Annotated in this window: 13 protein-coding genes and 2 pseudogenes; 5 read left to right on the top strand and 10 right to left on the bottom strand. The window is 72.1% G+C overall.

Annotated features, from left to right (window positions below; genetic code table 11):
* Window positions 1-340: 340 nt before the first annotated feature.
* The 4 genes from purL to R0146_RS07695 all read right to left on the bottom strand — a co-directional run bounded on the left by purL (window position 341) and on the right by R0146_RS07695 (window position 8560).
* Window positions 341-2590 (bottom strand): phosphoribosylformylglycinamidine synthase subunit PurL, encoded by a 2250-nt coding sequence (gene purL / locus R0146_RS07710; protein WP_317692289.1) that lies wholly within the window; start codon window positions 2588-2590, stop codon window positions 341-343.
* Between the two features lie 133 nt (window positions 2591-2723).
* Window positions 2724-3911: a benzoate/H(+) symporter BenE family transporter gene (locus tag R0146_RS07705; protein WP_317692288.1), complete on the bottom strand. Its 1188-nt coding sequence runs from the start codon at window positions 3909-3911 to the stop codon at window positions 2724-2726.
* A gap of 894 nt (window positions 3912-4805) precedes the next feature.
* The gene (pepN, locus tag R0146_RS07700) at window positions 4806-7448 is read right to left on the bottom strand and encodes an aminopeptidase N (protein ID WP_317692287.1); all 2643 of its coding nucleotides are present in this window, start codon (window positions 7446-7448) and stop codon (window positions 4806-4808) included.
* A gap of 281 nt (window positions 7449-7729) precedes the next feature.
* A complete protein-coding gene (locus R0146_RS07695) occupies window positions 7730-8560 on the bottom strand; it encodes a fumarylacetoacetate hydrolase family protein (protein ID WP_317692286.1) in 831 nt (276 codons plus the stop codon).
* A 111-nt stretch (window positions 8561-8671) separates the two neighbouring features.
* Between R0146_RS07695 and R0146_RS07690 the strand changes: the two genes are divergently transcribed.
* Genes R0146_RS07690 through R0146_RS07680 form a run of 3 tightly spaced genes read left to right on the top strand, consistent with a single transcriptional unit; the run spans window position 8672 to window position 11359 of the window.
* Window positions 8672-9937, top strand: coding sequence for an AI-2E family transporter (locus tag R0146_RS07690; RefSeq protein ID WP_317692285.1), 1266 nt, complete (start codon window positions 8672-8674; stop codon window positions 9935-9937).
* Window positions 9934-10656 carry a hypothetical protein gene (locus R0146_RS07685; RefSeq protein ID WP_317692284.1) on the top strand — a complete coding sequence of 241 codons (723 nt, stop codon included), beginning with the start codon at window positions 9934-9936 and terminating at the stop codon, window positions 10654-10656. The genes R0146_RS07690 and R0146_RS07685 overlap by 4 nt, the downstream gene beginning before the upstream one ends.
* A 25-nt stretch (window positions 10657-10681) precedes the next feature.
* The gene (locus tag R0146_RS07680; protein WP_317692283.1) at window positions 10682-11359 is read left to right on the top strand and encodes a response regulator transcription factor; all 678 of its coding nucleotides are present in this window, start codon (window positions 10682-10684) and stop codon (window positions 11357-11359) included.
* Between the two features lie 21 nt (window positions 11360-11380).
* Here the strand turns inward: R0146_RS07680 and R0146_RS07675 are convergent, their stop codons facing one another.
* Complete coding sequence (locus tag R0146_RS07675; RefSeq protein ID WP_317692282.1) at window positions 11381-12778, bottom strand: sensor histidine kinase; 1398 nt, start codon at window positions 12776-12778, stop codon at window positions 11381-11383.
* 73 nt (window positions 12779-12851) lie between these two features.
* Here R0146_RS07675 and R0146_RS07670 point away from each other — a divergent pair, with 73 nt between their 5' ends.
* Window positions 12852-13478: a hypothetical protein gene (locus R0146_RS07670; RefSeq protein WP_317692281.1), complete on the top strand. Its 627-nt coding sequence runs from the start codon at window positions 12852-12854 to the stop codon at window positions 13476-13478.
* Complete coding sequence (gene lysX / locus R0146_RS07665; protein WP_317692280.1) at window positions 13475-16891, top strand: bifunctional lysylphosphatidylglycerol synthetase/lysine--tRNA ligase LysX; 3417 nt, start codon at window positions 13475-13477, stop codon at window positions 16889-16891. The genes R0146_RS07670 and lysX overlap by 4 nt, the downstream gene beginning before the upstream one ends.
* Before the next feature lie 48 nt (window positions 16892-16939).
* Here lysX and R0146_RS07660 read toward each other — a convergent pair whose 3' ends face one another.
* The 5 genes and pseudogenes from R0146_RS07660 to R0146_RS07640 all read right to left on the bottom strand — a co-directional run.
* Window positions 16940-19027, bottom strand: a complete 2088-nt coding sequence (locus tag R0146_RS07660) for a hypothetical protein (RefSeq protein ID WP_317692279.1) — start codon at window positions 19025-19027, stop codon at window positions 16940-16942.
* Between the two features lie 4 nt (window positions 19028-19031).
* The gene (purQ, locus tag R0146_RS07655; RefSeq protein WP_317692278.1) at window positions 19032-19709 is read right to left on the bottom strand and encodes a phosphoribosylformylglycinamidine synthase subunit PurQ; all 678 of its coding nucleotides are present in this window, start codon (window positions 19707-19709) and stop codon (window positions 19032-19034) included.
* Window positions 19706-19963, bottom strand: a pseudogene (purS, locus tag R0146_RS07650) (phosphoribosylformylglycinamidine synthase subunit PurS); the annotation flags it as partial. The pseudogene purS and the gene purQ, both read right to left, overlap by 4 nt.
* A complete protein-coding gene (locus tag R0146_RS07645; RefSeq protein WP_317692277.1) occupies window positions 19936-21387 on the bottom strand; it encodes a TIGR04053 family radical SAM/SPASM domain-containing protein in 1452 nt (483 codons plus the stop codon). The pseudogene purS and the gene R0146_RS07645, both read right to left, overlap by 28 nt.
* Before the next feature lie 145 nt (window positions 21388-21532).
* A pseudogene (locus R0146_RS07640) lies at window positions 21533-22387 on the bottom strand (phosphoribosylaminoimidazolesuccinocarboxamide synthase); the annotation flags it as partial.
* Between the last annotated feature and the right edge of the window lie 187 nt (window positions 22388-22574).

Below are 22574 nucleotides of genomic sequence, written 5' to 3'. Positions count from 1 at the left end.
TGGCACGGTCGAAACGCGGGGGTGTCAGGCGGGACGCCAGGCGGGGCGGGACGTCAGGCGGGGCGGCACGCCAGGGCGGGGCGGCACGCCAGGGCGGGGCGGCACGCAGCCAGGATGCTCCTCGAGCCGACTGGCGAACCGCCACGCTTCCATAGGACAGACCTATGGAAAAATTCCGGGACACTGACTCGGCGCAGACCGTGATGTCAGTCCCGCCCACAGACATCCGCCCGCAGACGTCCGCCCACAGACGTCCGTCAACAGGCGTCCGGACGCTGCACTGCCGACCGACGCGGCCCACCGAGGCGACGACCCCGACCGATGCCCGCCAGCGCGGCGATCAGGCCAGCGCCGCCGGGATCGGCGCGGTCCAGGCGGCGCGGATCTCGTCCAGACCGAGCCGGAACTGCCCCTCGACCTCGAACGCGGCGTCCTCGGTGACCTCACCGATCCGGCCCGCGGCGAGCCCGTACTCGGTGGCCAGCTGGGCCAGCCGACCGGCCTTCCCCGGCGTGACGGAGACGACGGCGCGGGCCACCGACTCGGAGAACAGCCCGACGAACGGGTCGCCCTCGAGCCGCACCCGTACGCCGACATCGTGACGCAGAGCGGACTCGACCAGGCCGACCGCAAGGCCGCCCTCGGACAGATCGTGGGCACTGGTCAACAAGCCCTCGCGGGCAGCGGCGGCCAACAGTCCGGCGAGCTGCTGCTCGGCGGCGAAGTCGACCCGCGGCGGCACGCCACCGAGGTGCTGGTGCACCACCCCGGCCCAGGCGGAGCCGTCCAGTTCCTCGTGGGTCACGCCGAGCTGCCAGACCTCGTCACCCGGCGTACGGAAGCCCATCCGGGTGTGCCGGGAGATGTCGTCGATCACACCGAGCACGCCGATCAGCGGCGTGGGCAGGATCGCGGTGTCGCCGGTCTGGTTGTAGAAGCTGACGTTGCCGCCGGTCACCGGGGTGCCCAGCGTGGCGCAGCCGTCGACGAGGCCCTTGATGGACTCCACGAAGGACCACATCACCTCCGGGTCCTCCGGCGAACCGTAGTTGAGGCAGTCGGTGATGGCGACCGGGGTGGCACCGGTGACAGCGACGTTGCGATAGGCCTCGGCGAGGGACAGCTGGGCGCCGAGGTAGGGGTTGAGCCAGGTGAACCGGCCGTTGGCGTCGGTCGACAGGGCGATCCCGAGGTTGCTGTCCTCGTCGATCCGCAGCATGCCGGAGTCCTCCGGCTGGGCGAGCACCGAGTTGCCGCGGACGTAGCGGTCGTACTGGTCGGTCACCCAGGACTTGTCGGCCTGGTTGGGCGAGCCGATCAGCTGCAGGACCGTACGCCCCAGTTCCTCGCCGTTCGCCGGGCGGGCCAGCGACGCGGTGGTGTCGGCCTCGATCCGGGCCTGGTCGGCACGCGGCCGCTGCGGTCGGTCGTAGACCGGGCCCTCGTGGGCGACGGTGCGCGGCGGGACGTCGACGACGACCTCACCGTTCCACTCGATGACCAGCCGGCCGGTGTCGGTGACCTCACCGACCACCGCGGCCTCGACATCCCACTTGGCGCAGATCTCCATGAATCGGGCGACGTCGTCGGGGTGGACGACGGCCATCATCCGCTCCTGCGACTCGCTCATCAGGATCTCTTCGGGCGACAGCGTGTGGTCGCGCAGCTGGACCGCGTTCATGTCGACCCACATGCCGCCATCCCCGGCGGAAGCGAGCTCGGAGGTGGCGCAGGACAGGCCCGCAGCGCCGAAGTCCTGGATCGAGGTGACGACGCCGGCAGCGAAGAGTTCGAGGGTGCACTCGATCAGCAGCTTCTCCATGAACGGGTCGCCGACCTGGACGGCCGGACGCTTGCCCTCGCCGCCCTCGTCGAAGGTCTCCGACGCGAGGATCGACGCACCGCCGATGCCGTCGCCGCCGGTGCGGGCGCCGTACATGATGACCTGGTTGCCGACGCCGGTGGCCTTGGCGAACTTCAGATCCTCGTGACGCAGCACGCCGACACACAGCGCATTGACCAGCGGGTTGCCGGCGTACGAGGCGTCGAACTCCACCTCGCCGCCGATGTTCGGCAGGCCGAGGCAGTTGCCGTAGTCGCCGACGCCGGAGACGACGCCGGGCAGCACCCGTGCGGTGTCCGGGGCGTCCAGCGGGCCGAAGCGCAGCGCGTCCATCACGCCGATCGGCCGGGCGCCCATCGCGAGGATGTCACGGACGATGCCGCCGACACCGGTCGCGGCGCCCTGGTGCGGCTCGACGTACGACGGGTGGTTGTGCGACTCCGCCTTGAAGGTGACCGCATAGCCCTGGCCGACATCGACCACCCCGGCGTTGTCGCCGATGCCGGCGAGCAGCGGCCCGCGGGGCGTCGTCTGGGGCAGGACGGAGAACCGCTTGAGGTGCAGCTTGGAGGACTTGTACGAGCAATGCTCCGACCACATGACGGAGTACATCGCCAGCTCACACCCGGTGGGGCGGCGTCCGAGGATCTCGCGGATGCGCTGGTACTCGTCCTCCTTCAGCCCGAGCTCAGCCCAGGGCTGCTCGACGTCGGGGGTCTCCTGCGCGTTCTTCACAGTGTCGGCCACGGGGTCAATCTATCGGTTCGGCCGCAGGGAGGGCATCCGCACCACGGATCGGAGCACCGTGGGCCCGGTCGTACGCTCCACGGCCGACCCTCAGGCCCGCGACCGACCCGGTCGTACGCCCCGCGACCGACCCTCAGGCACGCAACCGCCGGCGCTTGAGAACGGCGTACGTCACGATCCCGGCCAGCAGGCCCCAGAACGCGGCGACGATCCCGAACGGGTGGATCCCGGACAGCGAGACCACCAGCGTGACCAGCGCGGCCTCGATCACCGCCGGCCCGCAGTCACCCTCCTGCATTGTGCCGTGCAGGGCGTTCTGCGTCGGCGCGAGCAGCGCAACCCCGGCCAGGGCGGTCAACATCGCCGGCGGGATCGCCGCGAACAGGCCGACGATCATCATCGCGAGGAAGCCGCCGATGATGTAGAAGACACCGGTGGAGATCCCGGCGACGTAGCGTCGGTGCTTGTCCGGGTGCGATTCGCTGCTGGTGGCGATGGCCGCGGTGACGGCCGCCAGGTTGAGGGCGTGCGCGCCGAAGAAGGCGAAGACGATGGACGCGATCCCGGAGCCGGTGAGCAGCAGCCGGTCGTTCGGCTCGAAGCCGGAGGCGCGCATCACGATCAGCCCCGGCGCGTTCTGCCCGGCCTGGGTGACGATGAACAGCGGCACCGCGATGCCGAGGATCGATCCCACGGTGAAGTGCGGGATCAGCAGCATCGGGACGGTGATGCCGGGATGGACATCGAAGGTGCCGGTCGCACCGGTCGCGACGGAGAGGATGCCGCCCAACACCATTGCGGCGAACACCGCGTACCGCGCCAGGAAGCGACGCCCCACCAGATAGCCGACCACGATCCCGCCGGCGACCACCGGACTCGAGACGACCGCCCCGGCGACGGTGATGGCGAACGGCATCAGCACACCGGCGAGCACCGCCTGGGTGATCGGCTTCGGCACCATGGCGAGCAGCCGACCGATCAGGCCGGTGGCGCCGAGCAGCGCACTGAGCAGGCCGCAGACGATGTAGGCGCCGATCGCCTCGTTCAGCGAGTAGTCGGCGAGGCTGGCCATCAGCACCGCGGCGCCAGGGATCGACCAGGCGATCATGATCGGCTGCCGGGTGACGATGCTGCCGAGGAGGCAGGCGACGCCGGAGCCGACCGAGATCGCCCAGACCCACGAGCCGGTCAGCTCGGTGGACAGACCGGCGGCGCGGGCGGCCTGCAGGACGACGAGGAGCGGCCCGGCGTACGAGATCGCGACGGCGACGAACCCGGCGACGATCGCCGAGACGGACAGGTGGTCGCGGAATGTGCGCAACGGTCCCCGGCGCGGCCCGCTCTGCTGCGGATCCTGCGGTCGGGGCTGCGGGGCCTGCGGTCCTCCCTCAGGGGCATGCGGTCGGGGCGCCGAGGCCTGCGGTCCTCCCTCAGGGGCATCAGGTCGGGGCTGCGGGGCTTGCGGTCCTCCCTCAGGGGCATGCGGCCCGAGGGCCGCCTCACTCCCCGTTCCCTTCCCCTGCGCGGGGTCTGTCACGGTCAGCGTCGACTGGTCCATGTCACCGTCCTGGTCGTACGGCCCGAGTGGGCGACGTCGAGCACGGCGGACACCGCACCCTTGTGGCGTCGGTCACATTAGGAGTGCGGTGGCGGCCCCGACCGGGCTGTGCCGGGCTGAGGCACCCCACCGCGACGAACTGGACAGATGTCGAGGCGGTCACCGGGAATATGCCCAGGTCTGAAGGACCGTCGGCTTCGCCGGGCCCTCTGATGTTCGGCCCTCTCCTGCGGCCCGCCCCGGCGCATTCCGCGACGCCTTCCCCGACGCGTTCATTCCCCGAGGCTCCCCGAGGCTCCTCGAGACATTCCCCGAGACATTCCCCGACGATTCTCACCGGGACCGACGAATCTCCGGCAGGCCGACCTAAACCCGCGACCCCGACCGTATTTCATCGTATTTCATCGGGGCTTCTGGAGAGGATCGGGGTTCTTGCGGAAGGTCGGGGTTCTTGCGGAAGGTCGGGGTCCCTGCAAAAGGCCGGGGTCCCTGCAGAACGTCGAGGTCCCTGCAGAAGGCCGGGGTCCCTGCAGAACGTCGAGGTCCCTGCAGAAGGCCGGGGTACCGCCCGCTGACGGGACGGCCGACGAGCGACCGCCCGACCGGACACCGCCCGACCGGACACCGCCCGACCGGACCGGGCGCGGGTAAGTGCCCTCAGCCGTTCTCGGCGGCCACCGTCTCCAGCACCGCCAGTTGGGCCCGGGCGGCCCGTGCGGCGTGGTCGGCATGCTCCATCACCAGCCGCCGCAGCGCGGCCGGGGCGGCATCGTGCCAGTCCAACCAATGGCGCGCCGCAGCGATGACGGGATGCTCGGCGACCGGTCGGGTGAGGTCGACATCGACGACCGCCGGGAAGAGGCCGCCGACCAGCCGGGTGGCGATCTCGTTCGGGAACCGCTCCCACCACTGGATCAGCCGGTCCCAGTACGGCGTGGCGTACGCGGTGACCAGGTCGCGGTGGGCCGGGGTGCTCCAACCCGCCAGCGCGGCGCTGATCTCCTCGTTCGACCACACCGACGGGTGCAGCTGCACCTGCTCCCAGGCCCATTTCTTGGCCTGAGGATCGGGTCGCCCGACTCGGGCGGTGAGGTGGTGGGCCCGCGCCCGCGCGGTCGGATCGGCCGCCAGTGCGGCGTCGAGGTCGTCGTCGGTCGCCCGACCGAGCGCCGACAGGGCGATCAGGGTCCGCCAGCGCAACTCGGAGCCCATTTCGAGGCCGGGCGGCACCGGACCGTCGAGCAACATCGCGAGCCGGGCAGCGACCCCCGGGGCGTCCTGCCCGGTGACCTGCCCGCCGAGCAGCGTCGCGGCCCGCGCCCAGGCGAGCTGCTGGTCCGAGCCCGGGACGGCGGAGACCAGCCGGTCCCATGCACCGTCGAACGCGTCGGCCCAGGCGGCCTCTCGCAGGCAGCGGGGCAGGAACTCGGACACCGCGGTCACCGTGTCGCCGACGAGATGCGGCAGCAGGGTGGCAGCGCTCGCGTCGTCGTGGCCGTCGAGCCGTCCGCCGTGCTCCACCACCGCCCGGATGAACGCGGTGGCGGGCATCCGGGCGTCGCGGACGTCGTTCCACAGCGCCGCCCACACCTGGGACTGGGCGAGCGGGTCCACCATCCCGCCGGCGTACGCCAGGGCGGTGTCGCGGCTCACCGGATCGAGTCGGCTGATCGCGTAGGTGAGGTCGTCGTCGTTGGTCAGCACCAGCCGGGGCCCCTCCCCCGCTGGGTCGACGTCGGCCAGGTCGAGGTCCACCCCGTCGCCGACCAGATCGGCCTCGGCGTGGTGCGTACGGCGCAGCCGGCCGTCAGGATCGGGCAGGTAGAGGCCGACCGACAGCCGGTGCGGGCGGCGGGCGTCATCGGGGGACGTACGCCGCAGGCGGATCACCCCGTCGGGGCCCGGGCCGTCGGTGGTCAGTTCGTCGACCCCGGAGGTCTGCAGCCACTGCTCGGCCCAGGCACGCAGGTTGCGGCCGGAGACCTCCTCCAGTGCGTCGAGCAGGTCGACCAGCCGCGCCGCCCCGAAGGCGTGCCGCGCGAAGTAGCGCCGCGCACCGGCGAAGAAGGCCTCGTCGCCCACGTACGCCACCAGTTGCTTGAGCACTGCGGCGCCCTTGGCGTACGTGATGCCGTCGAAGTTCTGCCGGGCTGCTTCCAGGTCGGGGATGTCGGCGGCGACCGGATGGGTGGTGGGCAGCCGGTCGGCGGCGTACGCCCAGGCCTTGCGGGCACCCGCGAAGGTCACCCAGCCCTCGGCGTGGTCGTCGGCCTCGACACTCGTCCGTACGCCCATGTATTCGGCGAAGGACTCCTTGAGCCACAGGTCGTCCCACCACGCCGGGGTGACCAGGTCGCCGAACCACAGGTGGGCCATCTCGTGCAGCATGGTGTTCGAGCGCTGCTCGAGCTCCTGGCGGGTGGGCCGGGAGGTGAAGAGGTACTTCTCGTTGAAGGTGACGCAGCCCGGGTTCTCCATCGCGCCGATGTTGTACTCCGGGGCGAAGAGCTGGTCGTACTTGCCCCACGGGTAGGGGAAGCCGAACAGGTCGTGGTAGTGATCCAGGCCGCGCTTGGTGGTCTCGAACAGCCGGTCGGCGTCGAGATGCTCGGCCAGCGAGGCGCGGCACCACAGGCCGAGCGGGACCTCCACGGTGGTCGCCCCGATCCGCCGGGTCCACACGTCGTGGACGTGATGCCACGGTCCGGCGCACACCGCGGTGAGATAGGTCGACAGCGGCGGGGTCGGCTGGAAGGTGGTGCGGACGAAATCGCCGACCTCGACCTGGGACCCGATCGCCTGGTTCGCGACCACCGACCAGGCCGGCGGCGCGGTGACGTGCAGGATCCGCGGGGCCTTGAGATCGGGCTGTTCGAAGGTGGCGAAGACCCGCCGGGCATCGGCCGGCTCCAGATGGGAGTAGAGATAGGTCTCCCCGTCGACCGGGTCGACGAACCGGTGCAGGCCCTGACCGGTGCGCGAGTAGGCGGCGACGGCGCGGACCACCACCCGGTTCACCCGGTGTGGCACCAGACCGGTCAGGTGCAGGGCGGCACCGTCCCAGCTCGGCGTCGGGTCGAGCCGGTCGCCGTTGACCTCGACCGACTCCACCGACTCCCCGATGAAGTCGAGGCGGACGTCCTCCTCAGCAGTCAGGAAGGTGATCGTGGTGGTCGACGGGAAACCCGTGACCGCCGGATCCGGGGCGCCCGACAGGTCCAGATCCACGTCGTACGCATGCACCTCGAGGCTCGCGGAACGCCGCTCGGCCTCGACCTTGGTCAGGTTCGCGCTGGTCACCCGATCAGCCTAACCGCGAGGTCTTTCGGGCGTACGGCCGGCACGGCCGGCACTGCAGGCACGGCCGGCACGGCAGGCACGGCGGGCACGGCAGGCCCGCCGCCGGCAGGCCACGTGGCTCACCCCCGGGAGAGGCACGGACTCGCCGACGGCGAGACCGGAGTCTGTTGCCGCTGGCATTCCATAGGGCGGCCCTATGGAACGCAGGAGGCAAGCAACCCCGCCGTCTCGACCCGCGGCTCGACCCACGCGCCTCGCCGCGTTCCTGCCTCGCCCCGGGTTCAGGCCCGCGGTGCGACGAAGCGGGTCTCCAACCGGCCCAGACCGGCCACCGCCACCTCGACGACATCGCCGGCACGGAGGAACACCTGCGGGTCCCGGGCCAGGCCGACCCCACCCGGGGTGCCGGTCAGCAGCAGGTCGCCCGCGCGCAGGGTGACGATCGACGACACGTACGCCACCAGCTTCGCCGCGGTGAAGACCAGGTCACCGGTGTTCGCCTGCTGCATCAGCTCGCCGTTGACCCGGGTGGTGATCTCCGCATCGGCCGGATCGAACTCGTCCGGGGTGACCAGCGCCGGGCCGACCGGGGTGGAGGACTGCCAGATCTTGCCCTGCAACCACTCGACCGTACGACGCTGGAAGCCGCGCATCGACACGTCGTTGACCACCGTGTAGCCCGCGATGTACGCGGCGGCGTCCTCCTCCGCCACCCGGTAGGCGTCCGCGCCGATCACCATGCCGAGCTCGCACTCCCAGTCCAGCATCGGGTCCTCGGCCGGGGCGACCACGTCGTCGTACGGCCCCGTCAGACTGTCGGCGAACTTCGCGAAGAGCGTCGGGAACTCGGGCAGTTCGCGGCCCATCTCCCGGATGTGGGTGGCGTAGTTCAGCCCGGCGCAGATCACCTTGCCCGGCGCCGGCAGCAGGGTCGCCAGGTCCGCCCCGTCGGCCGGAACCGCCGGCCCAGCGGCGCCGGCGGCGACCTCGCGCCACTCAGGATCGGCGAGGAGTTCACTGACGTCCTCGCATCCCTCGATGAGGGTGTAGGTCTCGCCGTCGAGGCGGGCGGCGGCGGTGCCGTCGGGGGTGCGGAGGGTGGCGAGGCGCATGGAGGCAGCTCCTTCGGTGTCGGGACGGACGCCTCGATCATTCCCCGCCGGACCAAGACCGGGCAACGGATTCAGTCCGTTCTCAGGCACGTCGGCCGTAGGGTTTGAGCTGTGACCAGTAGTCCGCCCGGACCCCCACCCTCCTCGATCGACGAGGCGGTGCCCCGGGCGCTGCGGGTCGCCGCCGCATGGGGGTGGCGGCTGATCGTCCTGACGGTGGTCGGCTACGGCATCTCCTGGGTGCTGCTGCAGGTCCCGGTGCTGTTGACCGCCACCATGGTCGCCCTGCTGCTCGCCGTCCTCCTCGGTCCGGTCGCGCTCTGGCTGCACCGGCGGGTCCGCCTGCACCGTGGGCTGGCGGCCGTGATCAGTGTGCTGCTGGCGGCGGCGATCGCCGGTGGTCTACTGGCGCTGGTGGGCCAGCGGATCGCCAGTGGCGTCACCCACGTCCATCTGGACCTCACCGGAGGCGTCGGGCAGGTGCAGGCCTGGCTGTCCCAGGGCCCGCTGCACCTGCGCCCCGAGCAGGTCCAGCGGGTGTTCAGCGAGATCCAGAACTGGATCAGCCAGCACACCACCAACCTCACCCAGGGCGCGTTCCGGGTCGGTTCCTCCGCCGTCGACACGGTGGTCGGGACCTTCCTGTGCCTGGTCACCACCGTCATCTTCCTGGCGGACGGCCGCCGGATCTGGACCTTCCTGATCGGCGGCGTCCCGCTCGGCGAGCGCGTCCGGATCGACACCGCCTTCCGCAGCGGCTGGCGCAGCCTGTCGGCCTACATCCACACCCAGTTCCTGGTCGCCGCTCTCGACGCGGTGCTCGTCGGCGTCGGCGCCGCGATCCTCGGCTCCCCCTTCGCCATGGCGATGGCGATCCTGGTGTTCGTCTCGGCGTTCGTGCCGGTCATCGGCGTGGTCTTCGGCGGCGGCATCGCGATCCTCGCCACGCTGGTGATCCAGGGCTGGGTGGCCGCCCTGGTGCTGCTGGCCATCGTGGTCGGCGTGCAGCAACTGGAGTCCCACGTGCTGCAACCGTTCCTGATGGGGCGCGCCGTCGCCCTGCACCCGCTCGCGGTGATCTTCGCGGTGACCGCCGGCTCGATGATGTTCGGCGTCGTGGGCGCCCTGTTCGCCGTCCCGCTCCTGGCGATGGCGAACGCCGGGATCAGGACGTACGCCCAGGTCACCGCCCGACGGCGCGTCCGGCCGACGAGCCCGTCCGACGCCCCGCCGGCCCGTCCGGGCGAGCCGCCGGTGGCCGGTGCGGGTGAGCCGCCGGTGGACGGTCCGGGCGAGCCGCCGGTGGACGGTCCGGGCGAGCCGCCGGTGGACGGTCCGGGCGAGCCGCCGGTGGACGGCGGGACATCCGCCCGGTGACGCCCTGGCAGGTGCTCGGCGCGTGCGTGGCGCTGGCTGTCGCCGGCTTCGATCCGTTCGGTGCCCTGGCGCTGCTGGCCGGGACCGCCCGAGGGGCGGGCCGACGGGCCGCCGTCGCCTTCACGGCGAGCGGTGCGGCGGTGATCCTGGTCGCGGCGATGCTGCTCGATCTGGCGGCGTACGCCGTGCTGGCGCACGGTGTGCCGCACGTCCCGGAGATCGTCTGGGGATCCGTCGAGGCGATCGCTGCCCTGGGCCTGCTCGTCTGGGGCGTACGCCGGCTGACCGGCCGGCCCGACATCGGACACCGACCGGCGGGGCAGCGACCGACCGCGGCCGCCGACCCGACCGACACACCCCGGCGCCCGACCGGCACCGGGCCGGCGGCGATGGCGGTAGCCGGAGCGGCGTACGGGCTGACCGTGCTGGGTGACCCGGGCTTCTGGGGACTGGTCGCGCTGGTCCACCGGCTGCATGCCGGGCCGGCTCTCGGCATCGCCGCGCTGTGGTGGCTGCTCAGTCAGTCGCCGCTGGTGGCGTTGACCGTGGCGATCGCCCTCGGCGCCGGCGAACCGGTCGGCAGCTGGATCCGGCGGACCTGGCGGCGGGTCGCCGGCCCGCTGGGTCGGATCGGCACCGCCGTCATCCTGTTGGTGGGTCTCCTGCTCGGCGCCGATGTCGTACTGTGGCTGTCCACGGGGGCGTTCCTGCTCGGGTGAGCCCACGTCAGGGAGGTGCCGACGCGTGCGCGTGCTGCTGGTGGAGGACGACGACTCCCTCGCCGAACTCGTCCGGCGAGGACTGGCGCCGGACGGGTTCACCGTCGAGGTGGCCCGGACCGGTCCGGACGGGCTGTGGGCGGCGACCGAACAGTCCTACGACGCCGTGGTGCTCGACATCATGCTGCCCGGGCTCAACGGCTACGACGTCCTCAAGGGAATCCGCAAGGCCGAGGTGTGGGTGCCGGTGATCATGCTCACCGCCAAGGACGGGGACCTCGACCAGGTCGACGCCTTCGACCTCGGCGCGGACGACTACCTGACCAAACCGTTCAGCCTGGCGGTGCTCGGGGCCCGGCTGCGGGCCCTGATCCGACGTGGCGCCCCACCGCGGCCGTCCGTCCTGGCGGTCGGCGACCTGACCCTGGACCCGTCCAGCGGACGGGTCTCCCGCGGCGGCACCGACATCCGGCTCACCGGCAAGGAGTTCGCCCTGCTCGAGTACCTGATGCGACGCGCCGGTGACGTGCTGTCGAAGTCCGACCTCCTCGACCATGTGTGGGACGCCGCGTTCGACGGCGACCTCAACATCGTCGAGGTGTACGTCGGCTACCTGCGCCGCAAGATCGACGAACCCTTCGGCGTACACACCATCGAGACGCTGCGCGGCCGGGGCTACCGCCTCAACACACAGCTCAGCTGACCGGCGCTCGCCAGTCGACGCTCAGCCGACCGGCAGCTCGCCGGTCCCGGCCCCGGTGCCCACCGCCGGCAGCCGGATCTCCAGCCGGGCACCGCCCCACGGGGACTCCCCGGCGGTGACCGTGCCGCCGTGGGCGGTGACGATGCTGTGCACGATCGCCAGCCCCAGGCCCGCCCCGCCGTGCGCCCGGGCACGGTCGGCATCGAGACGGACGAACCGGCCGAACACCCGGGCCCGCTCGGTCGCCGGGATCCCGGGCCCGTCGTCGTCGACCCGTACGACCACGTCCGCACCCTCCACCCCGACCGACAGGCCGATCCGGCCGCGCGCCGCCCGCGCGGCGTTGTCGACCAGGTTGCGGACCGCCCGGAACAGGTCGTCCGGCTCGCCGACGACGCGGGCCGCGGCCAGCCGGGCCTCCACGGTCAGCTCGGTGGACGCCCGCATCCGGGCCACCTCCGCGCCGACGATGTCGTCCAGGTCGACGTCGATGCTGCGCCGGTGCAGCATCCCGGCGTCGGCCCTGGCCAGCACCAGCAGTCCGTCGGTCAGGGAGGCCAGGTGCCGGGTCTCGGTCACCATCAGCGGCAGCACCTCCGGCAACTCCTCGGGACGGTGCTGGAGGATCTCCAGGCCCGCGCCGAGCGCCGCGACCGGAGACCGCAGTTCGTGGCTGGCGTCGGCGACGAAGCGACGTTGGCTGTCGCGGGAGCGCTGGATCCGGGTGAGCAGGGCGTTCATGGTGACCGCCAGTCGGCCGATCTCGTCGTGGCGCGGCGGCACCGGCACCCGGCCGGTCACGTCCGCCGCGCCGATCTCCTCGACCGCGGTCCGCAGCTCCTCGACCGGGCGCAGCGTACGCCCCACCAGCAGCCAGACCGCCCACCCACCGAGCAGCGCCAGCAGCGGCACGCCGGCCGCCAACGACGCGACGTCCTGGCGCACCGCCCGGTCCACTCCCACCAGCGACCCGCCGGTCACCACGACGTACGCCGCACCCTGCGAGGTGATGCCCCGGGCGGCCGCGAGGTAGCGCATGTCGGTGTGCGGGGCCCGGGCGCGCCGGTCGATCACCGTCACTCCCGGTGCCGGACGGGCCGTCGTCAGCGGCACGTCCCACCGGGCATCGGACGCGTACACCACCGATTCCGGGCCGGTGCGGGACGGATCGAGGACCTGCAGCGGCCCGCCGGCCCGCAGGGCATGGGCGTCGTCGGCCGCCGCCAGTCCGTCGATGCCGCGCTGCTCGACGACAGCGACCGCCTCGGTCAGCCGGGCCCGCTGGGTGTCCTCGATCCCCCGGCGCAGGGTGGTCGACAGGGCACCGACCATGATGCCGCCGCCGGTGAACAGGGCGAAGGCCAGCACCAGGACGGCGACGAGCGCTGCCTGGCCGCGGACTCCGGGAGACGCGGACATGTCCCCATCCTGCCGCACCGGGCGCTCATCACGTTCCAACACATGCACTGAGGGGGTGGCTTAGGGTGACCAGGTGTCCAGCCTCACCTCCCTATGGCTCCTCGCGCTCGTCGGCCTGCTGTTGGCCGCGCTGCTCGGGTGGGCCGTCGTCTGGCTGCCCCGGCATCGGGCCGGGGCCGTCCGGGCGGCCCTCCACCAGGCGCTGGCGCTCGCCGGCAGCATCACGTTGTCCCTGCTGCTGGTCGGCCTGGCACTCAACCGCAACAACGGCTGGTACACCACCTGGGCCGACGTGTTCGGGCTCACCTCGGCGACCAGCGTCACCCACTCCACCCGCGGCGCCGGCGACAAGGGCGTCGCAGCGGCCCCGGAGGCGGTCGGCCATCCGACCGCGCTGCAGGCGGACCCGGCGCACAACCAGGCCCTGAGCGGCTACACGGCGGACGCGGCGGGCGGACAGTACCTCACCGTGACGATCGCCGGCCCGGCATCGGGCATCTCCGAGTGCACCGACGTCGATGCCGGCCCCGACCAGGGCCTGTGGGAGACGTACGTCGACACGGACGTCCGCGGATGGGCGGTGACCACCACCCTGCAGGCCTCCGGCGGCCACCCGTGGGGCGTGTGGATGCAGGGTCTGCCGGCCGGGCTGCAGTGGCTCGGGCAGGTCTCGCCCTCCTTCGCCTGGCGCGCGGCATGACCGCGCGCGCAGCGACGACCCGCGGCATGGCCCGTCGTACGCCGACCACCCCGGGCGTCACCACACGGGCCCGCCGGATCGTCGCCGAGGTCATCACCTGGCTCTACGTCATCGCCGCGGTCGTGGCGGCGGTGGACTGGATCCGCCACCGGATCGTCCGGCACGCCCCACGGTGGGGGCTGCAGGAGTTCTTCGTCACGCTGAACATCCCAGTCACCGCCTCGCTGGTGTCGGTGGTCGGGCTGGGGCTGCTCACCGCCGCGATCATGCGGCGCAAGCGGTTCGCGTTGAGCGTGATCGGCGCCTTCCAGGTGATCGGCCTGGCCACCGACGTCACCGCCCTGGTCTTCGCGACGCGGCACCGGCCGATGCCGCCGCTGCCGTTCACCGACGTGGACCGCGGTGGACTGGCGGTGGTCAACCTGGCCATCTCCGTGGCGCTGCTGGCCACCGTCGTCTGGCTCCGACCGGCCTTCCCCGCGCGGGTGCGGCGCGGTTCCTGGGGGATCGCGATCACCCTCCTCGCCGCGGGGCTGCTGCTCGACCTCGGTCTCACTCAGCTGCTGTTGCGCACCTCGACCGAGGCCCGCGGACCGGCCTGGCAGGTGCTCGTGGTGGCCCTGTTCAACGCCGTCGGGCTGCCGATGCCGCGCGACTGGGTGGTCAGTGCGGGTCGTGTCATCCCGCAGGTCACCGGTGCCATCGCCGGTCTGTCGCTGCTGCTCGCGGTGGGGGCCTTCCTCCGGTCGGCCCGGTTCAGCGGCGGCTGGCAGCAGGAGAACGAGGTGGCACTGCGCACCCTGCTGGCCGAGTACGGCGAGGAGGACTCGCTCGGCTATTACGCCACCCGCCGCGACAAGATGCTCCATTTCTCCGACAACCGGCGGGCGGTGATCGCCTATCGGGTGATCGGCTCGGTGTGCCTGGCCAGTGGTGATCCGATCGGCGACCGGCGGCAGTGGCCCGAACTGGTCCGCTCGTGGGCGTCGTACGCCCGGACGTACGGTTGGACGCCGGCGGTGCTGGCCTGCTCCGAGGCCGGTGCCCGCGTCTACGACGCGGTGATCGGCACCGAGGTGATCAACCTCGGCGACGAGGCGATCCTGCACCCGGACCGATTCCGGCTGGACTCGACCAGCATGACGCCGGTCCGGCACGCCCAACGCCGGGCCCGCCGGGCGGGCGTCACGGTGCGGGTCCAGCGAGCCGAGGAACTCGACGAGGTGGACCTGGCCGGCCTCCATCAACTCGCCGGGGACTGGCGGGTCGGCGGCACCGAGCGCGGCTTCTCGATGGCGTTGGGCCGGGTCGGGGATCCGGCCGACGGCCGGTGCCTGGTCGTCACGGCGTACGACACCGAGGAGCAGCCGATCGCGCTGCTCACCTTCGTCCCGTGGGGTCGGCGCGGCGTGTCGCTGGACCTGATGCGACGCTCGCCCGAGGCGCCCAACGGCACCAACGAGTTGATCGTCACCGAGCTGATGGCCTGGGCGGTGGACAACGGCATCAGCCGGATCTCGCTCAACTTCGCCTTCTTCCGCCGGGTGTTCGCCGAGGCCGAGGACGTCAGCGCCGGAGCGCTGACCCGGTTCAACTCCCAGGTGTTGGGATGGATGGATCGCTACTGGCAGGTGCAGCGCCTCTACTTGTCGAACGCCAAGTACCAGCCCACCTGGCAGTCCCGCTACGTCTTCCTGCCGTCGGTCATCGACCTGGTGCCGGTCGCGCTGGCGGCCGCCCGGGCGGAAGGGTTCCTGCCGCTCTGGCCCTGGATGCGCGGTGCTGAAGGCGTCGGCGTGCTCGACGCGACCCACCTGGCCGCTGTCCGGGAGCTGGCGGACCGCCGCCCGATCGAGGGCCTGCACCCACGCCGCGACGACCAGACCCGCCACCGGCTCGCCCATCTCGAAGAGTTGACGGCGACCGGCCGATCCGGCTACCCGCTGGGCCGCACCGACGTGGCGCGGTTGTCGGCGGTCGACCGGGCGGGCCCGGCTCGGGCCGTCGTCGGACGGATCCGGCGGGTCCGCGACCACGGCGGGGTGTGCTTCGTGGATGTGGTGGATGGGCGGGTCAGTGGCCAGTTCGTCCTGGAGGCCGAGCGGCTGGGGCGCGACGCCGTGCGGGAGTTCGCCCGGCTGGTCGACGCCGGCGACCTCGTCCAGTTCGGCGCGGAACCGACCCGGACCCGCAACGGCACCCCGTCGTGGGCCGTGGACTCCTGGCGGATGCTGGCCAAATCGCTGCGGCCGGTGCCGTGGGAGGGCTTCGACGACCCCGATGCCCGGCTGCGGAACCGCTCGCTGGACCTGATCGTCCATCCCGAGGAGATCGAGGTGCTGTCGGCCCGCTCCCGCGCCATCGACGCGATCCGCGCCACCCTGCGCGACGCCGGCTACCTGGAGGTGGAGACCCCGATCCTGCAGACGATCCACGGCGGGGCGGCGGCCCGACCGTTCCAGACCGAGATCAACGCGTACCGCACAGACCTGGTGCTGCGGATCGCGCCGGAACTGATGCTGAAGCGCCTGCTGGTCGGCGGATTCGGGCCGATCTTCGAGCTGGGCCGCAACTTCCGCAACGAGGGCGCCGACGCCACCCACAACCCCGAGTTCACCGTCCTCGAGGCGTACGAACCCTTCGCCGACTACACCGACATGCGCCTGCTCACCGAACGGCTGGTGCGGGCTGCCGCGGTGGCCGTGCACGGCCGCGAGGTGATGCCGCTCGACCTCGGTGGCGACGCGGACACCGCCCCGGACACGGGCAACGCCACGGACACGGGCAACGCCACGGACACGGGCAACGCCACGAGCACCGCCGGCACCGGCACCGGCACCGGCACCGAGCTTGTCGACATCTCCGGGGAATGGCCAGTGATCACCGTGTGCGACGCGGTGTCGGCGGCCGTCGGCCGCCCGATCAGCATCGACACCGACCTCGAGACCCTGCTCGCCCTCGCCCACCAATACGGCATCCACGTCCGTGACGGCTGGGGCGCCGGCGCGCTGATCGAGGAACTGTACGGGGAGCTGGTCGAGGCGAGGACCGTGCTCCCCACCTTCTACACCGATTTCCCGGCGGAGACGTCCCCGCTGGCCGGGCCGCACCGCAGCACACCGGGCCTGGTCGAGCGGTGGGACCTGGTCGCCGGCGGGATGGAGCTCGGCACCGCCTACTCCGAGCTGACCGATCCGCTGGAGCAGCGCCGCCGCCTCGTGGAGCAGTCCTGGCGCGCCGCCGCGGGCGATCCGGATGCGATGGAGGTGGACGAGGACTTCCTCACCGCGCTCGAAGTGGGGCTGCCTCCCGCCGGTGGCCTCGGCGTCGGCATCGACCGCCTGGTGATGGCCCTGCTCGATCGCCCGATCCGCGAGGTGTTGACCTTCCCGTTCGTACGCCCCCGCCGCTGAGCTGCTGCCTGGACGCGTTCCGAGTACTCCCAGCGACCGGCCGGCGCGTCAGAGCTTCATCGGGTCCGGCAGCCGGCCCTCGTCACGCGCGGCGAACCAGGCCTCTGCGCGCCATTCCAGCCACACCGCGAGGGTGACCGAGGCGAGCCAGCCCATCACCACGCCGCCGAAGCGGGGGCTGTCCGGGGAGAGCTGCAGCAGGATGGTGCCGGAGCCGAGCGAGAGCAGGACGGTGCCGACCATGGCCGCCACCAGGGAGGCGGCCGCGGTGCCGACGAACAGCGGAGCCGCCCACGGGATCGCCTGGCGGACCCAGCTGCGCGCGGTGTCGGCGAAGGTCAGCACCGCACCACCGGCCATCAGGGCGACGCCGTACGGCACATTCGGCCACAGTGCTGCGCCGACGATGACCACCAGTCCGATGATCGCCACCAGGCTCTGCCGACGAGGTAGGCGCTCCGCCCACCAGGCGGCGATCGCCAGGGCCGCCCCGACGCAGACCCCGGACGCACCGGGCCCGGTGCCGAGCCAGTCGGGTCCCACGACCGTCGTCGAGTCCAACAGGGTGCCCCACCCGAGGACGCCAACGGCCCCCGTGACGCCCGTGATGTCGGGGATGCCCACCAGGCCCAGGTTGCCGGCCGCCGCCCAGGCCGCGGTCGCCGTGAGGCTGATCGCCGCACCGGCGATCCCTGCGGGACGCCGAGAGGTGGCGAGCAGCCGGGCCAGCCCGGCGGCGATCACCCAGGCGCCCAACAGGGTGCCGATCCCGGCCAGCACCGGCTGCCCGGTCCGGTACCACGGCACCAGTCCGCCGACCAGCAGGGCGACCGGCCACGTGGTGAGGGCGGCCGCCACCAGCGGTGCCGGCCGCCAGCGCCGCCGTAGGAGCATCGCCACCGCCGCGGCGAGCAGCGCCACGAAGACGCCGGCCGCGGTGGCCATGATCGGGCCACGCCGTTGCAGGGCCGCGGTGTCGGCGAGCAGCCGGTCAGCGGCCGTCGCGGAGACAGCGCCGGGCACCACACCGAGGTCGCCGCGAGCCGCCGCCCTCCATCGCGCCATCCCCACTGCCGATGTCCCCGGCGACGCCGCACCCGATGCGCCCGCCGCGCGGAGGTGCGCGGTGATCGCCGCGCTGACGTCGGACAGCGTGATCACGCCCGGCTCCCCGGTGGTCGCCGAGGACAGCGCACCGGGGACGACGGACGCTCCGCGCGGGTCGAGGCGGTAGGCCAGTTGCACCGACGTGAGCGTACGGCTCGCCGTCGGATCGAGTCGGAAACCGGGCGACGACAGCGCCCCGGCCGGCCCCAGCCCGACGACCAGCACGGTGGTGTCGGGCCGGTCGGCGAGTCGGCGGATCACCTGCTCGGAGCCGAGCACCGGATCGACGATGGTCACCCGGCAGTCGGCCGTGTAGCCGCCTGCGGCCCAGGCACTGGGTTCGACGTAGTGGGCGACCGAGCCGTCCGGCGCCGCGGCGGCCAGCACCGCGCCCGGCCCGACGGCGGTGATGCAGGACCGCGGATCGACCGGCTCCGCCGGCGTACCGGAGCGCTGTGGGCCCGCCCCCGAGCCCGAGACATCGCTCTGCAGCCGCCCCAGGTCGACACCGTGCGGACTGTTCAACGCGACGAGCTGGGACCAGTTGGAGACCGCCGCCCCGCCGCTGCCGGACAACCGGGCTGCGGGGGTGAGGACGATCTCGGGAGCACAGTGGTCACCGGTGCGAGCCTGCGCCGCCGCGCCCAGGCTCAGCCAGGCCGCCGAGATGCACTCGCCGTCGTCACGGCTGGAGGAGACGACGCCGTACGCCGCGGTCGCCGACCGGGAGTCGAGCAGGTCACGGTCCAGCGGCACCAGGGACGTACGCTCCCCCACCCCGATCACCACCAGGTCGCCGCCGGCCACCGGGGACGGGGTGATCTGCTGCACCGTACGGGAGAGCCCGAAGATCACCCCCAGCACGACCGCGAGGCCGATCAGGTGACGCAGCCAGCGGTACTGCCAGACGCGCCGACGTCGCGCACGACCTCGACCACCACCACGACCGTTGGGTGCGGCGGGGTCCGCACCTGCCCCGGAAGCCCCGGCAGCGGACCCCAACCCGCCGTCCGGTGTGCTCGTCGGCACGGCCTCAGGACACCTGCTGCAGGTAGTTGACCAGGCTGGTGAAGAAGGCCACCCCGTCGGTGGTCGGCGCCGCGGACGGGTCCACGTTGTGCTCCGGGTGCGGCATCAGTCCGACGACGTTGCCCCGTTCGTTGGTGACGCCGGCGATGTCGTTGACCGACCCGTTCGGGTTGTCGAGGTAGCGGAAGACGACCTGGTCGTTGTCCTCCAGACGCTTCACCGTGTCCTCGTCGGCGATGTAGTTGCCCTCGCCGGACTTCAGGACGATGGTGATCTCCTGGTCACGCTTGAACGAGTTCGTCCACACCGTGTCGCGGGTCTCGACGCGCAGCTTCTGGTCGCGGCAGACGAACGTACGCGAGGCGTTGCGCATCAGCGCGCCGGGCAGCAGATGCGCCTCGGCCAGCACCTGGAAGCCGTTGCAGATGCCGAGCACCGGCAGGCCGTCGTTCGCGGCCTTGATCAGCTCACCCATCACCGGGGAGAACCGGGCGATGGCCCCGCAGCGCAGGTAGTCGCCGTACGAGAAGCCACCGGGCAGGATGACCGCGTCGACGCCCTCGAGAGTGTCGTTGCCGTGCCACAGGGCGACCGGCTCCGAGCCGGTCAGCCGCACCGCGCGGGCGGCGTCCGAATCGTCCAGGGTGCCCGGGAAGGTGACGACGCCGATCCTGGTGGTCACTCTTCCACCCGGACGTCGAAGTTCTCGATCACGGTGTTGGCCAGCAGCCGCTCGGCGGCCTCACGGACCTCGACCAGGCGATCCTCGGTCACGTCGCCGTCCACCTCGATCTCGAACCGCTTGCCCTGGCGTACGGACAAGCCGGCGAACCCGAGGCGTCCGAGGGCGCCGGTCACGGCCTTGCCCTGGGGGTCAAGGATCTCCGGCTTGGGCATGACGTCCACAATTACTCGGGCCATGGCGCCGATCCTATCGTGTCGCCCGGCCCTCCTGCTGCGGACGGGCCGACGGCGGGCAGGCCGGCCACGGCGGTCGCAGGCAGGCCGGCCACCGACGTCGCCGGGGCGACGGCACCTGGCTGCCAGACGCACGACGGATCCGCGCCGAGCAGGTCGCCGGTCACCGCGTACGCCCGGGACCGCGAGCCACCGCACACGTCACGGAACTCGCAGCGTCCACAGCTCCCGCCGAACTCCTCCGGTCGGCGCAGCGACCGCAGGATCGGCGACTCGCGGTAGATCCGACGCAGACCGGCGTCCTTCACCGATCCGCAGCGGAACGGCAGGAATCCCGACGGGTAGACGTCACCGGTGTGGTCGACGAAGACGAAGCCGCGGCCCGCGTTGACGTCGATCGGCGGCCGCGGCACCCGGGTCGGCACGATCTCATGACCGAGCACCTCGACGGTGTCGGCGACCAGCTGGTCGTGCAGCGGTCCGGTGACGGGCAGGGGCAGGTTGCTCGCCCTGGCGGCGGCCCGCTGGATGACCACCCGGCGGTACTGCGGCGCCTCGGTGGTCTTGATCGCCACCAGCGAGGAGACGTCGGCGAGCCAGTGCAGGACGTCCTCCACCTCCTCGGCAGCCAGCGCCCCCAGGTGCTCGCCGCGCCCGGTGGGCACCAGGAAGAAGACGCTCCACAGGCCGACCCCCATCTCGAGCACGTCGCCCAGCAGCTGCGGCAACTCGTGCACGTTGTCACGGGTGACGGTGGTGTTCACCTGGAGCCGCAGGCCCTCGTCGCGCACCGTCGTGGCCGCGCGCCGAGTCGCCGCGTACGTGCCCTCGAAGCCCCGGAAGGCGTCGTGGGTCTGCGGACGGGCACCGTCCAGCGACAGCGAGACGGCCTTGGCACCGGCCCGGTGGAGCTCGGCCAGCCGCTCGGCGGTGAACTTCGGCGTCACCGACGGCGACAACGCCACGGACAGGCCCGCGGCGGTGCCGTACGCCACCAGTTCGGCGAGGTCGGCCCGTTCGAACGGGTCACCGCCGGTCAGCACCACCAGCGGGCGCGGGGTGTCCCACCGGGCGATGTCGTCCAGCAGCGCCTTGCCCTGGGCCGTCGAGAGCTGGCGCGGATCGGCTCGGGTCTGGGCGTCGGCCCGGCAGTGCTTGCAGACCAACTGGCAGGCCCGGGTCACCTCCCAGATCACGATGAAAGGCTTGTCGTCGATGTCCTGGTGCTGGGCACGGATCACCCGGCGCTGCGCGCTGCGCGATCCGGTGCGCGGTTCGGTGTTCGGCGCCGTGCGCGGTTCGGTGTTCGGCGCGCCGCTCGGGCCGATGCTTGGCGCGGTGCGCGGGCCGATGCTTGGCGCGGTGCGCGATCCAGCACTCGGCGTCACACGGCTCGGGACACTCGCAGCGGTGATCGGGCCGGTCTGGGCGGGATTCGTCATGAGGCCTCCATTCGGCCTCATTATGCACATACATCCCGTGTAAATATCCGTCGAGGCGAGTGGTGGACCGCCCCGGACGCCCCCGCCCAGACCGGGGATCAAACGAACCGGGGATCAGGCGAACCGGGGATCAGGCGAACCGCAGCCCGGTCAGCTGTTCGTACGCCCTGACGTAGCGCTCGCGGGTCTGCTCGATCACCGCAGCGGGCAGCTCCGGCGGGGCCTCACCGGAGGTGCGGTCCCAGCCGGAGTCGTGCAGCAGCCAGTCGCGGACGTACTGCTTGTCGTACGAGTCGAGCCGCCCGCCGGGCTGCCAGGTGGTGGCGTCCCAGAAGCGGGACGAGTCGGGGGTGAGCACCTCGTCGGCCAGCACGATCGTCCCGTCGGGACGTACGCCGAACTCGAACTTCGTGTCGGCCAGGATGATGCCGCGCTCGCGGGCGATCTCCTCGGCGGTGCGGTAGATCCGCAACGTCAGGTCACGGATCGCCTCGCCGGTCTCCCGCCCGATGGTGCCGACCATGGTCTCGAAGTCGACATTCTCGTCGTGCTCGCCGAGCTCGGCCTTCGTCGCCGGGGTGAAGATCGGCTCCGCGAGCCGGGACCCGTCGACCAGCCCCTCGGGCAGACCGATCCCGCAGACCGTACGTGACTGCTGGTACTCGACCCAGCCCGAGCCGGTCAGATAGCCGCGGGCGACGCACTCGACCGGGATCATCTCGAGCTTCTCGACCACCAGACCGCGCCGGTCGACCGCCGACGGCACCTCGGTGGAGATGACGTGGTTGGGGACGATGTCGCGCAGCTGGTCGAACCACCACAGCGACATCTGGGTGAGGATGGCCCCCTTGTCGGGGATCGTCGACGGCAGCACCCAGTCGAAGGCCGAGATGTTGTCGGTGGCCACCATCAGCATCCGGTCGTCCTGCGGCAGCGCGTAGAGTTCGCGCACCTTGCCCGCATGGATCAGCGGCAGTCCCAGTTCCCGGTATCGACTCACAGGATCATCCTGCCACTGCCCGCTGACAACCACGCTGACGACCACCCGACCACCCACCGGACAACCAGGCTGACGGCCAGGGCTGACAACCAGGCCCAGGATCAAGGCTGACGACCAGGCCTGACGACCAAGGCTGACGACCAAGCGACGCCCCTGCCGACGGGCGCGGGACACGGTGATCCGCAAA

Source organism: Raineyella sp. LH-20 (assembly GCF_033110965.1).
GTDB lineage: Bacteria > Actinomycetota > Actinomycetes > Propionibacteriales > Propionibacteriaceae > Raineyella.
Note: the sequence above shows the minus strand (reverse complement) of the source record. Positions and strands in the feature narration are given on the sequence as shown.

Bases quoted from the DNA above. Each gene is read 5' to 3' on its own strand.
- R0146_RS07645 (WP_317692277.1), bottom strand. From the start codon at position 21,387: ATGACGAATCCCGCCCAGACCGGCCCGATCACCGCTGCGAGTGTCCCG.
- lysX (WP_317692280.1), top strand. From the start codon at position 13,475: ATGACCGCGCGCGCAGCGACGACCCGCGGCATGGCCCGTCGTACGCCG.
- R0146_RS07675 (WP_317692282.1), bottom strand. From the start codon at position 12,778: ATGTCCGCGTCTCCCGGAGTCCGCGGCCAGGCAGCGCTCGTCGCCGTC.
- R0146_RS07695 (WP_317692286.1), bottom strand. From the start codon at position 8,560: ATGCGCCTCGCCACCCTCCGCACCCCCGACGGCACCGCCGCCGCCCGC.